We start from the raw sequence: 14,285 nt of genomic DNA on the forward strand, positions 1-14,285 counted from the left end.
AACCTCAGGGATTGTTCACTATAGTATTACAATATGAATACTATTGAAGACAGCATAAATCAACGGATCGGTGCAAGAATTCGCATTGAGCGGGAGTCTCGCGGCTGGTCTCTGACGGAACTCGCTGAGCGCGCAGGCGTGTCGCGGGCGATGATCCATAAAATAGAGCGCGGTGAGAGCAGCCCAACGGCCACGCTGCTGGGCAGGCTCTCCGGTGCCTTTGGTATCAGCATGTCTATGCTGATGGCGCGGGCCGAAATGCAGGAGGGCAAGCTGCTGCGCTTCGCTGATCAGCCTGTCTGGCACGACCCGCAAAGCCACTATCTGCGCCGCCACGTTTCACCGCGCAGCGATCTGCCTATTGATCTGGTGCAGATAGAATTGCCTGCCGGAAGCGATATCCCGATGCCAGCCTCTTCCTACGTGCAGGCAAGACAACTTATCTGGCTACAGCAGGGGGAATTGGTCTTTGTGGAAGGGGACGTGCGTCATGAAATGCGGGCTGGCGATTGCCTGGAGCTTGGCCCACCGAATGATTGTCGGTTTATCAATGAAACCGCACACCCCTGCGTTTACCTGGTTGTGCGGTTAAATCATGTCGTCAGCTAACTGGCGGACACAGGCTGCTACTATTGATGGAATCATGCCAAAAGCAGAGGAGCACATCATGGGTCAACAGACTAATCGCAATCGCCGCTGGGTACTGGCTTCCCGCCCGCATGGCGCGCCGGTCCCGGTAAACTTCCGTCTTGAAGACGATGAGGTGGCAACGCCGGGTGAAGGCCAGGTTTTGCTACGCACCATTTTTCTTTCCCTCGATCCCTACATGCGTGGACGCATGAGCGATGAGCCGTCTTACTCCCCGCCGGTAGAGATTGGCGGCGTGATGGTTGGCGGGACCGTGAGTCGCGTGGTGTCCTCCAACCATCCTGATTACCAGCCTGGTGAATGGGTGCTGAGCTACAGCGGCTGGCAGGACTATGACATCTCCGACGGTAACGGGCTGGTGAAGCTTGGCGATAATCCTGAACATCCCTCCTGGGCGCTGGGAGTGATGGGGATGCCAGGGTTTACTGCTTATATGGGGCTGCTGGATATCGGTCAGCCAAAAGCGGGGGAAACGCTGGTTGTGGCCGCCGCCACCGGCCCGGTTGGCGCAACGGTAGGGCAGATTGGTAAGCTCAAAGGCTGCCGGGTGATCGGGGTTGCAGGCGGGGCAGAGAAATGCCGACATGCCACCGAGGTCTTGGGCTTTGATCTCTGCCTCGATCACCACGCACAAGATTTTGCGCAACAGCTGGCAAAAGCCTGTCCGCAGGGGATCGATATTTACTACGAAAACGTCGGCGGCAAGGTATTTGACGCCGTTTTGCCATTGCTCAATACCTCTGCGCGCATTCCGCTGTGCGGACTGGTCAGCGGTTACAACGCCACATCGCTTCCTGGCGGACCCGATAGATTACCTTTGCTGATGGCAACGCTGCTGAAAAAGCGTATCCGGATGCAGGGCTTTATCATTGGTCAGGATTATGGTCACCGCATTCAGGAGTTTCAGCGGGAGATGGGGCGCTGGGTTAAAGAGGGAAAAATCCATTACCGCGAGCAAATCACCGACGGTCTGGAAAATGCGCCGCAGACCTTTATCGGCCTGCTGACCGGCAAAAACTTCGGAAAAGTGGTGATTCGTCTTGCAGACGATGCGTAAAACGGATGGCGGGAGTCATTCCCGCCAGTGTTACTCAAAACGCCAGGCCAGATTAATCCCTACGCCATAGTTTCGTCCTGGCGCCGGTTCGTAATATCGACCATTTGCCTCATTCACTATCACCGAACCGACGTAGGACTTATCAAACAGATTATCCACCCGACCGAACAGGTCGATCATCAGACTGCGGTAATAAAATTTATAGCCGGTATTTAAACCCACTACGGTATAGGACGGGGCTTGCGCCGTATTTTCATCATTGGCCATAATGTTGCTCATATAACGAACATCAGTTCCCGCATACCAACCTTCATCAGGCACGTAGCCCAGCGAAGCAAATCCCATGTTTTGCGCAATGCCAGGCAGGCGGTTGCCGTTGCAGTTTTGATCGCCACAGACGTTGCTGCGGTAGGTTGCATCCAGCCAGGTCCATGCAGCTTTTACGCGCCAGTTTGCGGCAAAGCGTTGGTCCCAGGATAACTCACCTCCCTGACGGCGGGTTTTTCCAGCGTTTTTGTAGGTTGTCCGCCCGCCGCTACTGCTGTCAACCACGATCTCGTCATCGGTATTGGTCTGGAATAGCGCTGCGGTAAACAGCCCATCGCCGATACGCGTTTTACTGCCGATTTCCACGGTATCGTTTGTGGAAGGCTGTAGGTCAAAATTCATCCCACTTTGGCCGTCGGAGCGGTAAGACAACTCGTTGATGGTGGGCGTTTCGAACCCGCGTCCCGCGGCCAGGTAGACGTTCCAGGCATCGGTGATGGCGTATTTTAACGATCCGGCAGGTAACCACTGGTGATAGCTGGCGTCACCGCTGTCATCTCCGTTACCAGGCGTAATATAGCGATCGTTAGAATCAAACCACACCGAACTGTAGCGAACACCGGCATCCAGCGAGAGTTTCTGCGTTAATTGCCACTGGGTTTGCAGATAGGGATCGACATTCCACATCAGGTTACGTTCGTTACGTCGTAAGTCGCCTTTCTGACCATATTCTGGCACGCCATCATCAAGGCGAAAGTTGTTGTAGCCTTTACGGTTTTCGCTCATGTTTTCGTAATTCAGACCGGTGGTGAAGGTCACGGGTATGCCCAGCTCGCCACGGTGAGTCCAGCGGTTGTCTATCCCCTGATAATGACGTTGCAGGGTAATAACACCTCCGGCATGAGAGGGTTTTAACTGCGGGGCCATCGGGATCGACTGATACTGAGTGGTTTCACGCTCCCCCGCATAGGTCATGATGCTGATATCATCCTTCGCGCTAAGCTGGCGTTCATAGCGCAATCCTGCTTGGGTCTGCTTGATGGTTTTTCGCGTGTTGTATTGCTCAGCGCGGGGAGATTGCTGCGGATTGGCCTGCCACTCCGACTCGGTAAGACCACCAGGATCGTCAGCTTTACTCTCTACGCTATTGAAAATCAGGGTTAGTTTGCTCGTATCGTCCATGCGCACGCCCAGTTTGGCATTGGCCAGATTTTTTTGTGCGCTGCTGCGATCGCGATAACCATGGGTGGTAAACCGGGTTGTTGAAACGGTGTAATCCACATCCCCTCGCTGTGTGCCATCGCCCAGTGCGCCCGTTGCTTTTAACCCGTAGCGCCAACTGCCAAAACTGCCGTAATAACTGCTGGCTTCAATGGTTGGCGGCTCATGTCCCGTTTCAGTGCTGACATTTATCACTCCACCTGACGCATTGCCATACAGAGCAGAGAAGGGGCCGCGTAAAACCTCAATATTTTGTACGCTGCTGATATCAATATTGGATGTTTGACCCTGCCCATCCGGCATGGTTGCCGGGATCCCGTCGACATACAAACGAATGCCGCGGATGCCATAAGTGGTTCGCGAACCAAATCCGCGAATCGACAACTGGAGATCCTGGGCGTAGTTTTGCCGATTTTGCACCTGTAGCCCAGGGACGCTGGTCAGGGATTCAGACAGGTTAATTCGCGGCGTTGCCAGACGCATATCTTCTCCGTCAACGACGCTGACGGCGGCAGGGGTGTCCAGTTCAGAAACGGACTGTGGTGTCGCGCTAACGATCAGCGTTTGATCGTTTATCTCACTTTCTGCCACGGCATAAGGCGAGAGGAAGACAGGCAGTAAAGAAACAGGAAGTGCAGTGTAGCGGGCTGAAAAAATCGTCATGAACAAGGCCAGTTAATGATGCTTACGCCGTAACACCAGCGATAAGCGCGTGAATTTTTTTATAAAAGATGAATTTTAGCGCTGCTGAATTGCGCTAGTTTTTCGGGCAATGACAACGATTGTAGTCAATATGTGAAGAAGTGCTCCACTTTGAGATGAATAATGATTACTATTCTCATTCTTAAAAAAGGCAAAACCATGATTTTGCTCATTGAAGCTATGTGAAGCAGTAACAAACGAATTTATCAAAGGGAGTCGTCATGTCTTTACGTCATCTGTTTTCGCCGCGTCTGCGTGGTTCTTTACTGTTAGGTTCACTGCTCGTTGCATCATCTTTTACTACGCAGGCTGCAGAAGAACTGCTGCGCAAAGCCGTGGGCAAAGGCGCCTATGAAATGGCATACAGTCAGCAAGAGAACGCGCTGTGGCTGGCGACTTCGCAGAGCCGCAAACTGGATACCGGCGGGGTGGTTTACCGTCTTGACCCGGTCACCCTCGAAGTGACTCAGGTTATTCATAACGATCTCAAACCGTTTGGCGCCGCCATCAACAACGCCACGCAAACGCTGTGGTTCGGCAACACGGTAAACAGCGCGGTGACGGCAATGGATGCTAAAACGGGCGCGGTGAAAGGACGTCTGGTGCTGGATGCGCGTAAGCGTTCTGAAGACGTTCGCCCACTGCAGCCGCGTGAGCTGGTCGCCGATGACGCCACCAACACGGTATACATTAGCGGTATTGGTAAAGAGAGCGTGATTTGGGTGGTGGACGGTGATGCCATTAAATTGAAGGACACCATTCAAAATACCGGCAAAATGAGCACCGCTCTGGCTGTCGACAGCAAGGCTAAACGCCTGTACACCGCCAATGCGGACGGTGAATTCATCACCATTGATACCACCACCAACAAAATTCTCAGCCGTAAAAAGCTGCTGGATGATGGAAAAGAGCATTTCTTCATCAACCTGAGCCTGGACACGGCGGGCAACCGCGCCTTTGTCACCGACTCTAAAGCGGCGGAAGTGCTGGTAATCGACACCCGTAATGGCAACGTCCTGGCAAAAGTCGCCGCGCCGGAATCCCTGGCCGTGCTGTTTAACCCGGCGCGTAACGAGGCCTACGTGACCCATCGTCAGGCCGGCAAAGTGAGCGTGATCGACGCGAAAAGCTATAAAGTCGTTAAAACGTTCGAGACCCCAACATTCCCGAATAGCCTGGCGCTCTCCGCCGACGGTAAAACCCTGTACGTGAGCGTGAAACAGAAGTCCACCCGCGAGCAGGAAGCCACCCAGCCGGACGATGTTATTCGTATTGCGCTGTAATTAACCGGAGGGGGAAACCCCTCCTGTCACTTCTCTAAATCCCCCGATACGCCTCGTTACACCCCGCCAGTAGCCTGACCTACTTCAGGGACTTACACTACGCCCTCAACGGCTAACTGAATAACACGGGAATACCATGAAAAAGCCATTTATCTGTCTTTGTGCAGGCGTAATGCTGTTTACATTGGCAGGATGCACCACCGATTACGTCATGACGACCAAAAGCGGACAAACCATCACCACCCAGGGTAAGCCAAAACTGGATAAAGACACGGGAATGACCAGCTATACCGATCAGGATGGGAATGCGCGGGAAATTAACAGCAACGACGTAGCGCAGTTGATTGAAGCGAACTAAAAAAGAAGGCCTGAAGGATTAACCTGTCAGGCCTTCTGCCGTTATGGCGCGGTGCGGTGGATCTCTGCAACGCGTTTACGCACGCCGAACCAGCCCGCGACCAGCAGGATGGCAATCAGCGGTAATGACGCGATGGTATAGGTGCCGTTTGGATAGTCAAACGCCATCAATACCAGTACGCTCAGCAGGAACAGCAGCGTTAACCACGAGGTAAACGGTGCGCCCGGCAGTTTAAAGCTGACGTCTGCCGTTTTACCTTCTTTTATGGCCCGGCGCAGACGCATCTGACAGACCATGATAAACCCCCACGACGCAATAATGCCCAGTGACGCGAAGTTCAACACGATCTCAAACACCTGTGACGGCACCAGATAGTTCAGGAATACCCCGACGACATACACGACCAGCGTGGCGAGGATCCCGGCCCAGGGCACCTGTTGACGGCTCATTTTAGCCATGAATTTCGGTGCCGAACCGCCCATCGACATGGAGCGTAAAATACGCCCGGTGCAGTACAGCCCTGAGTTAAGGCTGGAAAGCGCCGCGGTGAGCACCACAATATTCATGATACTGCCAATGTACGGCACGCCCAGTTTGGAAAAGAAGGTAACAAACGGGCTTTGCCCCGCCTGATAGGCGTTCCAGGGCAGTAGCAGAACCAGCAGCACGACAGAACCCACATAGAACAGACCAATACGCCAGATAACGCTATTGATTGCTTTTGGCACCATCGTTTGCGGATCTTTGCACTCACCGGCGGCGGTACCCACCAGTTCAATAGAGGCAAAGGCGAAAACCACACCCTGTACCAGTACCAGCGCAGGCAGCAGGCCATGCGGGAAGAAGCCGCCGTTGTCGGTAATCAGGTGAAAACCCGTGGCGTTACCATCCAGCGGCTTTCCGGTACCTAAAAAAACGGTACCCACCACCAGGAAAATCACAATTGCCAGTACCTTAACCAGCGCAAACCAAAACTCCATCTCCGCGAACCACTTCACGCCGATCATGTTCATGGTGCCGACAATAGCCAGCGCGCCGAGGGCGAACACCCACTGCGGCACGTCGCCAAATGCGCCCCAGTAGTGCATATACAACGCCACCGCGGTGATATCGACAATGCCGGTCATCGCCCAGTTGATGAAGTACATCCAGCCAGCCACATAGGCGGCTTTCTCACCTAAAAATTCACGGGCGTAGGAAACGAAGCTACCGCTGGAAGGGCGATGTAAAACCAGTTCGCCGAGCGCGCGCAGTATAAAGAACGAAAAAATACCGCATACCAGATAGACCAGCGCCAAAGCCGGGCCGGCCATCTGCAGGCGTGCGCCTGCCCCTAAAAACAACCCGGTACCAATTGCGCCGCCAATGGCGATCATTTGTACCTGTCGATTGCCCATCGCTTTGTGATACCCCTCTTCGTGAGCATTCAACCAGCGTCGTTTCGCCGCATGTTGTTCCGCGGCTTGCGTGTTGTTTGTGTTCATTACGATTCCTGTTGACCTGACAAAAATACAACATCCTTTTTGCCGCACCTGCTGCGGCGAAAACAGCCTTACCCTTCATTGTGTTACGGGGGAAAACTGCCGGCCGAGCATCCTACATTCAATTGATTGGTTCCGCAAAGCCCCGGTAACAAGAATTCAGCATTTTTATGCAGCCGGTACTGGCGCGGTGTGGCCTCGATTCAGCCAATAAAAGAGAAGGGCCTTTATACCTGTAGAGGAGTGCGCTTATCGAGACATTCACCCAATAAGCGCCGTAACGTTATGCCGATACGCCAAAGACCTGAACGGCCTGCTGTAAGCGTGATGAACGCTGGGTCAGATCGGCGGTGGCGTCGGTGACGCGCTCCACCATCTCGGCATTATTGTGTGTCATGGTGCCAACGCGTGAAATTGAATCGTTAATCAGATCCAAAGCCTGGGTTTGCTCACGCGTGGCCAGACTAATGTCTTTGATCATCATCGACATCTGCAATACATCCCCAATCATCCCGGTGAGATGCGTTTCTGTTTGCTCCACCATTTTGACGCCGCTATTAACATTGGCGACGTTCTTCTCAATAAGCTGTTTGATCTCTTTTGCCGCAGACGCCGAGTGTTGAGCCAGATTGCGGACTTCTGCCGCAACAACGGCGAAGCCACGCCCGGATTCCCCGGCTCGCGCGGCTTCAACCGCGGCATTGAGCGCCAGAATATTGGTCTGAAAGGCGATGCTGTCGATCACGCCAATGATGTCAACGATCTGCCCGTTATCACGCGATATCGCCTGCATCATGGCGATAGTTTGTTTCATGATATCGCCGCCTTCTGCAGCGTTGGCGCTGGTTTTATCGGCCATGGTCATGGTATGTGCCGCCGTCTCAGCGGTTTGCTGTACCGCGCTACCAATTTCTTCAATGGCCGCAGCGGTTTGTTGCAGGTCGGCAGAGGTTTCTTCTGAACGCTGATGCAGCGCCGTACCTTCTTTTGATACCCGCTGACTGATAGCGCGAATACCGGAAATTTGCGTACTGACGTCATCGACCAGAGAATTCAGATTAAGCCCAGACTGATTAACCAGTCGCATTAGCATTCCGATCTCGTCCACCCGATTTAAATGACAGTTATCAGGTTTACGTCCGGACACCACTTTCTTCATTTGCGTCAGAAGCGTATTAACTGGCTGACAAATTTGATACTTAAGGTAAATAGCTAACGCCAGAATTAACACCAGCAAGCAACCCGACTGAATAAATGGATTAAACGGGGCGAAGATAAATAGCAAAGCGAGCAGGGCCGTCACCCCTAAAGAATAATTGACGCGCTGGCTGATATTCAGCCATTTAAACATGGAAGTCCATGCCAATAAGCCGCGACGAATGATAATCCCTTTAAAAAGTCGAAAGCCTTTAAACTGCTGACTATTCATTTTTTGGTATAAACTTTCGCTGTGAGTTATTTCATCACGCGAAGGAACGGTACGCACGGAGATGTAACCGGTGAGTTTTTCATTGTGCCAGACCGGCGTAACGTTGGCGCGAACCCAGTAATGGTCACCATTTTGGCGGCGGTTTTTCACCATACCCGTCCAGCTGTCTCCCTGCTGTAGCGTGTACCACATATCGGCGAATGCAGCGGGAGGCATGTCAGGATGGCGAATAATATTATGCGCTTCGCCCATTAATTGATCTTCGTTAAATCCGCTGGCATCGATAAAAGCAGAGTTAGCGTAGGTAATATGACTTTCTTTATCCGTCGTTGAAAGCAGCGTCGCTTTGTCGTTAAGTGCGTGCTCAATTTGTGTAACGGGCATGTTACTTTTCATAGAGGCCCCATAATGATATGTATAATCCATACAAAAATTCCCGCAATAAAATCGGGAGGAATATTAAAAAGCCGTTTTAAACCGTTTTAATAAGAAACGCTGCATTCTCTACTAATCATCATTTCTGTGGAAGTATTTAAATTAAAAAATCTCTGTGGAATATTCATTCAGGGTCATAAAACTGAAACAGTTTATACAACCGCATAACGTTTTAAGTCATTTAACCTGACTTAACGTAAATCGCGTTAAAAAACGTTTTCGCAAAAAGAAAACTGGCATGAAATGATTTGGATGTTATTCCCGTGAGACCAACGACCCTATTATATTTTGTAGGCCATACATTCCGCGTGTTTTCAGTTTCGTGTTCCGACCAGTACAAGGCGATCCGAATTTTAACCCTGACAGCGTCAGGGCTGGTTATCTACTTTTTAGCTGAGCAAATGTGAATTAAATGTTTCTGCATGGTTATCTGATAATTTAATAATAATGACATGTTAACAAGCATAGGCCCGTAACATGTCATATCGCCTGAGTATTCTGGATAAAAGCCCCCTCGGGGAAGGTGAAACCGCCGCGATGGCGCTTGCCCGGACGTTACGTCTGGCGCAGCAGGCAGAAGAGTGGGGATACCATCGTTTCTGGATCGCGGAACACCATAATACGCCACAGCTGGCCAGCCCATCACCGGAGCTGGTGATTGCCTGGATCCTCGGGCAAACCCAGCGTATTCGCGTTGGCTCCGGTGGCGTGATGCTGCAACATTACAGCCCGTACAAAGTGGCGGAAAACTTCAATCTTCTGGCCTCGCTGGCACCCGGGCGTGTCGATCTCGGCGTAGGGAAAGCCCCTGGCGGCTTACCACTGTCGACTCGGGCACTACAGCAAGGAGTGCATCAGGATGAAAAAGGCAGTTTTGCCGACCAACTTTCCCAGCTTAACGACTGGCTGACGCTGAGCGGCACGGAAAGCGGGGAAACAGTATTTCCGACGCCAATCCCACCGATACCGCCGGAAGGATTTGTCCTGGGAGCCAGTGTGCAAAGCGCACAGTTAGCAGCGCAATTCAATTGGCATTTTATCTTCGCGGCACACCTCAACGGTGACCGCGCGTTATTACGTGACGTTTTGTCCTTCTGGCAGGCCCACAGCGCACGTCCGACGATAGTTGCCGTACAAGTGATTGTGGCGGACAGTAACGATACCGCCGCGCAGCTTGCGGAAAACGTGCAAATTTGGGGCGTGGAGCTGGAGAATGGTCAACGTGTCACGGTAGCCAGCGAAGAGCAGGCGCTGGCATTCGCCGCGCAGGCCGGCAGTCCGCCACGCAAAATCGCGCGTCGTGAGCAGGCGTTGTTACACGGCACGGCTCAGGAGGTGATGGCAAAGCTGAATGCCCTGCATACGCAATTTGGCATTGAGGAGTTCATTATCGACACGCCAGTCGCGGAAGGTCACGCGCGTCTGACATCGCTGCGGTTGTTGGCGCAAGCCCATAACGCCGTGGAGGTGCTCTGATGACTCTGGCCTCAACGCTTATCAACTGGCGTCGTGAATTACACCAGCACCCGGAGCTTTCCCTGCAAGAGTCGGCAACGACGGCGCGCATTCACGCCTGGCTGCACGCAGCGGACGTCGAGATTTTGCCGTTCGACCTGAAAACCGGTCTGGTCGCGGAAATCGGGCAGGGAGAAGATGTCATCGCGCTGCGAGCGGATATCGATGCGCTACCGATAGAAGAAAGCGCCGATGTGCCGTTTCGCTCCCTCACGCCGGGAGTGATGCATGCCTGCGGGCATGACGTCCACACCAGCGTCATGCTGGGCGCCGCGCTGCTGCTTAAACAACAGGAAACACACTTACCGGGGCGAGTACGTATTTTGTTTCAGCCCGCTGAAGAGAGTTTCGGTGGCGCAAAAACGCTGATCCGCGCCGGTGCGCTGCACAACGTTGCGGCTATTTTTGGCATGCACAATGAGCCAGGTTTACCAGTGGGGGAATTTGCCACACGCGGCGGTGCGTTCTATGCCAACGTCGATCGCTTCGTGCTGCGTATTAATGGCAAGGGCGCACATGCGGCGCGTCCGCATGAAGGCAGAGATGCCATCCTGCTCGCCAGCCAACTGGTCACGGTGTTGCAAAGCGTTGCCAGTCGCGACGTTAACACACTGGATTCAGTGGTACTTAGCGTGACCCGTATTCAGGGAGGAAATACATGGAATGTGTTGCCAGAATCCGTTGAGCTGGAAGGGACGCTCAGAACGCACCGGACTTCGGTGCAGCAGCAGGTTAAAGCACGGGTTAATGACATCGCCGCCGGTTTTGCCCACGCCTTTGGCGCACAAATCGACGTTATCTGGCATGCGGGGCCGACCGCGTTGGTAAACGATGCTCGTTGGGCCGATATCGCCACCGCCGTGGCGAAACAATCAGGCTACACCACCCATCATGCCGACCTGCATATGGGCGGCGAGGATTTTGCTGTCTATCTGCAAAATACGCCTGGCGCATTTGTCAGTATTGGCAGCGCCAGTGAATACGGATTACATCACCCGGGCTTCAATCCGGACGAACGTTTAATTGAACCTGCCGCGCATTACTTTGCACAACTAGCAAAAACGGCATTCGCACATCTTTAAGTTTACCTGTTGGGTAGGGGTTATTATGGCTGAAAATCGGCAACTACGGCTCGGCACTATTCTGCATGGCGCAGCGGGAAATATGTCCGCATGGCGTCATCCGGCGGCACAGGCCGATGCCAGTATTAATTTTGATTTTGTCAAAGAGACGGCGCTTATTGCGGAAAAAGGGAAGCTTGATTTTATTTTTGTCGCCGATGGTCTGTATATTAATGAAAAATCAATCCCACACTTTTTAAATCGCTTTGAGCCGCTGACGGTATTATCTGCTTTGGCCAGCATTACCCAAAATCTGGGATTGGTTGGCACGGTATCCACGTCATACAGCGAGCCGTTTACTACCGCACGGCAGTTCGCCAGCCTTGATCATCTCAGCCAGGGGCGAGCCGGATGGAACGTGGTCACATCACCTCTGGAGGGTTCGGCAAAGAACTATTCCCGTGCCCAGCATCCAGAACATGCCCTGCGTTATCGTATCGCCGATGAATATTTACAGGTGGTGAAAGGACTGTGGGATTCCTGGGAAGATGATGCTTTTACCCGTAATAAGGCAAGCGGAGAATTTTTTAATCCGCAAAAACTGCATACGCTTAACCATCATGGAGATTATTTTCAGGTCGCAGGGCCGTTAAATATTGGGCGCACGCCACAAGGCCGTCCGATTATATTCCAGGCGGGCGCTTCACAGGATGGTAAGAAATTAGCGGCGCAGCATGCCGATGCTATTTTTACCCATCAGGAGTCGCTGGCGGAGGCCAAAGAGTTCTATCAGGATGTAAAAAGCCAGTTGGCCTACGCCGGGCGACATCCCGAACAACTGCATATATTCCAGGGCGTCAGCGTGATTGTTGGCGACAGCGCAGAGGATGTTGAGCAGCAGTATCAGACTACCGCTGCGCTGGTCTCTATTACCGACGCGCTGAACTACCTGGGCCGCTACTTTGAACATCATGATTTCGCCCAATATCCACTGGACGCACCGTTCCCGGATCTGGGTTCCCTTGGACAAAACAGCTTTCGCAGTACGACTGATGAGATCAAACGCAACGCGCGTGAGCGTGGCTTAACGCTACGCCAGGTTGCTCTGGAAGCGGCCAGTCCACGCCCACGTTTCAGCGGTACGCCGCAACAGGTTGCCGATGGTCTTCAGCAGTGGTTCGACGAAAAAGCCGCAGACGGTTTTATCATCCAGGGTGGAACGCCAGATACCTTCCCGCGTTTTGTCGAACAGGTTGTCCCCGTGCTTCAGGCGCGTGGCCTGTTCCGCCATGAATATCCCGGTACGACCCTGCGCGCAAGCCTGGGACTCGCGACACCTGCAAACCAATTCACACAATAAGAGAAAAACGCTATGCAGAAAAAATCAGTCTTCCTCGCGCTGTCACTGGCTTTCAGCGCTAACGTCTGGGCAAATGATGTGACTATTAACGGTACAGGCGTAAGCCTGGAAGCCAATAAAACGCCAATCAATACGGCAAAAAATCCGCAGGCGATTGCGCAGTTGCCCGCGAACCTGCACCTGGCCGTACCGGGTAAATTCACCGTGGCGATTGCCGGGTTAAGCCAGCCGCCGCTGACCGTCTTTGCCGATGACAATAAGACACTGATCGGCAGCGAGGCGGACATCGCTCGTCTGGTGGCTGACAGTCTGGGGCTGGAACTCAACGTCGTGCCCACGTCATGGGAAGACTGGCCGCTGGGCGTCACGTCCGGCAAATATGATGCCGCGATCAGCAATATTACCGTCACCAAAGCCCGCAAAGAGAAATTCGATTTCGCGACGTATCGTAAGGACTCCCTTGGCTTCTACGTCAAAACCGGCAGTAAGCTGAAGAAAATCGAGCAGGCAGAAGATATCGCCGGTCTGCGCATCATCGTCGGTTCGGGGACAAATCAGGAAGCCATCCTACTCGCCTGGAACGATGAGAACGTGAAGAAAGGGTTGCAGCCGTTTACGCCGGTGTATACCAAAGATGATGCCGCGCAAACCCTGGCTCTGCAGTCAGGCCGCGCCGATGCTTACTTCGGTCCTAACGTTATCGGCGCGTGGAAAGCTGCACTCAACGGTAAAACGCAACGGGTGGGCAGCGTTGATGGCGGTTGGCCAAAAGCGGCACACATCGCTGTGACGCTGAAAAAGGACAGCGGTCTGGTTCTGCCGGTACAAACCGCCCTCAACGGCGTAATTGGCAACGGCGACTATGACAAGGTGCTGAACCGCTGGGGAGAAGGGGTGGAACGTATTCCGCAATCTGAAATCAACCCGGCCGGTTTAGGCGACTAAGGAGGTCATCGTGAGCGATCAATTTCGCGTGGTCTCACCTGAAGCCAGCGAGCTGCAGCCAATTTTGAACGGTCTGTTCGGTGAATATGCCGCCCGCTATGGCGATTATTTTTCTCGCGACGCTGAAGTGGAGCTGACCGAATGGTATCTGGCACCGCAGGGACTTTTCGTGGTACTGGAACGCAGCGGCGAGATTATCGCCACCGGGGCCTACAAACCTTACGACAAAGACACCGCCGAGATTAAGCGCATCTGGACGAAAAGCAGCCTGCGTCAGCAGGGGCTGGCGGCGCGCGTGGTGCAGGAGCTGGAACGCAGGGCGCTGCTGGCGGGCTACAGCCGGATTTATCTGACCACGGGATTTCGCCAGCCGGAGGCCGTGCGACTTTATTTAAGCCAGGGCTACGATCCGCAATTTGATACAGCGCGCGATCCCGAAGAGTACAGCATGCCACCGTTTGATGGCCGGCTGCGCTTTACCAAACTGTTGACCATCGCCGGTCAGGCCAGAATAGCCTGAGGA

Annotated in this window: 12 protein-coding genes; 9 read left to right on the forward strand and 3 right to left on the reverse strand. The window is 53.3% G+C overall.

Going from position 1 to position 14,285, the window contains the following annotated elements; genetic code table 11:
* Positions 1-33: 33 nt before the first annotated feature.
* Both OGV52_RS08135 and curA read left to right on the forward strand, forming a co-directional pair.
* Entirely contained in the window at positions 34-609 is a 576-nt protein-coding gene (locus OGV52_RS08135; RefSeq protein ID WP_046275593.1) for a helix-turn-helix domain-containing protein, read from the forward strand.
* 58 nt (positions 610-667) lie between these two features.
* Complete coding sequence (gene curA / locus OGV52_RS08140; protein ID WP_287108344.1) at positions 668-1,705, forward strand: NADPH-dependent curcumin/dihydrocurcumin reductase; 1,038 nt, start codon at positions 668-670, stop codon at positions 1,703-1,705.
* 30 nt (positions 1,706-1,735) lie between these two features.
* Here the strand turns inward: curA and pqqU are convergent, their stop codons facing one another.
* Positions 1,736-3,856: a TonB-dependent receptor PqqU gene (pqqU, locus tag OGV52_RS08145; protein WP_287108345.1), complete on the reverse strand. Its 2,121-nt coding sequence runs from the start codon at positions 3,854-3,856 to the stop codon at positions 1,736-1,738.
* A 260-nt stretch (positions 3,857-4,116) separates the two neighbouring features.
* Here pqqU and yncE point away from each other — a divergent pair, with 260 nt between their 5' ends.
* Positions 4,117-5,178 carry a 7-bladed beta-propeller protein YncE gene (yncE, locus tag OGV52_RS08150; protein ID WP_153690361.1) on the forward strand — a complete coding sequence of 354 codons (1,062 nt, stop codon included), beginning with the start codon at positions 4,117-4,119 and terminating at the stop codon, positions 5,176-5,178.
* Positions 5,179-5,314: 136 nt separating this feature from the next.
* Positions 5,315-5,536 (forward strand): YgdI/YgdR family lipoprotein, encoded by a 222-nt coding sequence (locus tag OGV52_RS08155; protein ID WP_003020157.1) that lies wholly within the window; start codon positions 5,315-5,317, stop codon positions 5,534-5,536.
* Positions 5,537-5,577: 41 nt separating this feature from the next.
* On the opposite strand, the gene ansP is transcribed toward OGV52_RS08155, so the two are convergent.
* Both ansP and OGV52_RS08165 read right to left on the reverse strand, forming a co-directional pair.
* Positions 5,578-7,020 (reverse strand): L-asparagine permease, encoded by a 1,443-nt coding sequence (gene ansP, locus OGV52_RS08160; protein WP_003833088.1) that lies wholly within the window; start codon positions 7,018-7,020, stop codon positions 5,578-5,580.
* 280 nt (positions 7,021-7,300) lie between these two features.
* The gene (locus tag OGV52_RS08165; RefSeq protein ID WP_181547656.1) at positions 7,301-8,842 is read right to left on the reverse strand and encodes a methyl-accepting chemotaxis protein; all 1,542 of its coding nucleotides are present in this window, start codon (positions 8,840-8,842) and stop codon (positions 7,301-7,303) included.
* Positions 8,843-9,358: 516 nt separating this feature from the next.
* On the opposite strand from OGV52_RS08165, the gene OGV52_RS08170 reads away from it, so the two are divergent.
* From OGV52_RS08170 to OGV52_RS08185, 5 genes are read left to right on the forward strand one after another with little or no spacing between them, the layout of a single operon-like run.
* Positions 9,359-10,357, forward strand: a complete 999-nt coding sequence (locus OGV52_RS08170) for an MsnO8 family LLM class oxidoreductase (RefSeq protein WP_141875197.1) — start codon at positions 9,359-9,361, stop codon at positions 10,355-10,357.
* Positions 10,357-11,478: an amidohydrolase gene (locus OGV52_RS08175; protein ID WP_016153134.1), complete on the forward strand. Its 1,122-nt coding sequence runs from the start codon at positions 10,357-10,359 to the stop codon at positions 11,476-11,478. Before OGV52_RS08170 ends, OGV52_RS08175 begins: the two co-directional genes overlap by 1 nt.
* A gap of 25 nt (positions 11,479-11,503) precedes the next feature.
* Positions 11,504-12,817: an LLM class flavin-dependent oxidoreductase gene (locus tag OGV52_RS23525; RefSeq protein WP_016153133.1), complete on the forward strand. Its 1,314-nt coding sequence runs from the start codon at positions 11,504-11,506 to the stop codon at positions 12,815-12,817.
* A gap of 12 nt (positions 12,818-12,829) precedes the next feature.
* Positions 12,830-13,762 (forward strand): ABC transporter substrate-binding protein, encoded by a 933-nt coding sequence (locus OGV52_RS23530; protein ID WP_019076809.1) that lies wholly within the window; start codon positions 12,830-12,832, stop codon positions 13,760-13,762.
* Between the two features lie 10 nt (positions 13,763-13,772).
* Positions 13,773-14,282 (forward strand): GNAT family N-acetyltransferase, encoded by a 510-nt coding sequence (locus tag OGV52_RS08185; RefSeq protein ID WP_047498622.1) that lies wholly within the window; start codon positions 13,773-13,775, stop codon positions 14,280-14,282.
* Positions 14,283-14,285: the final 3 nt, after the last annotated feature.

Origin of the sequence: Citrobacter sp. Cb041, from assembly GCF_030336655.1 — a bacterium.
Lineage (GTDB): Bacteria > Pseudomonadota > Gammaproteobacteria > Enterobacterales > Enterobacteriaceae > Citrobacter > Citrobacter braakii.

What these genes read in the sequence shown, in the direction of transcription:
- OGV52_RS08135 (WP_046275593.1), top strand. Translation starts at nt 34, where the DNA reads ATGAATACTATTGAAGACAGCATAAATCAACGGATCGGTGCAAGAATT.
- curA (WP_287108344.1), top strand. Translation starts at nt 668, where the DNA reads ATGGGTCAACAGACTAATCGCAATCGCCGCTGGGTACTGGCTTCCCGC.
- pqqU (WP_287108345.1), bottom strand. Translation starts at nt 3,856, where the DNA reads ATGACGATTTTTTCAGCCCGCTACACTGCACTTCCTGTTTCTTTACTG.
- yncE (WP_153690361.1), top strand. Translation starts at nt 4,117, where the DNA reads ATGTCTTTACGTCATCTGTTTTCGCCGCGTCTGCGTGGTTCTTTACTG.
- OGV52_RS08155 (WP_003020157.1), top strand. Translation starts at nt 5,315, where the DNA reads ATGAAAAAGCCATTTATCTGTCTTTGTGCAGGCGTAATGCTGTTTACA.
- ansP (WP_003833088.1), bottom strand. Translation starts at nt 7,020, where the DNA reads ATGAACACAAACAACACGCAAGCCGCGGAACAACATGCGGCGAAACGA.
- OGV52_RS08165 (WP_181547656.1), bottom strand. Translation starts at nt 8,842, where the DNA reads ATGAAAAGTAACATGCCCGTTACACAAATTGAGCACGCACTTAACGAC.
- OGV52_RS08170 (WP_141875197.1), top strand. Translation starts at nt 9,359, where the DNA reads ATGTCATATCGCCTGAGTATTCTGGATAAAAGCCCCCTCGGGGAAGGT.
- OGV52_RS08175 (WP_016153134.1), top strand. Translation starts at nt 10,357, where the DNA reads ATGACTCTGGCCTCAACGCTTATCAACTGGCGTCGTGAATTACACCAG.
- OGV52_RS23525 (WP_016153133.1), top strand. Translation starts at nt 11,504, where the DNA reads ATGGCTGAAAATCGGCAACTACGGCTCGGCACTATTCTGCATGGCGCA.
- OGV52_RS23530 (WP_019076809.1), top strand. Translation starts at nt 12,830, where the DNA reads ATGCAGAAAAAATCAGTCTTCCTCGCGCTGTCACTGGCTTTCAGCGCT.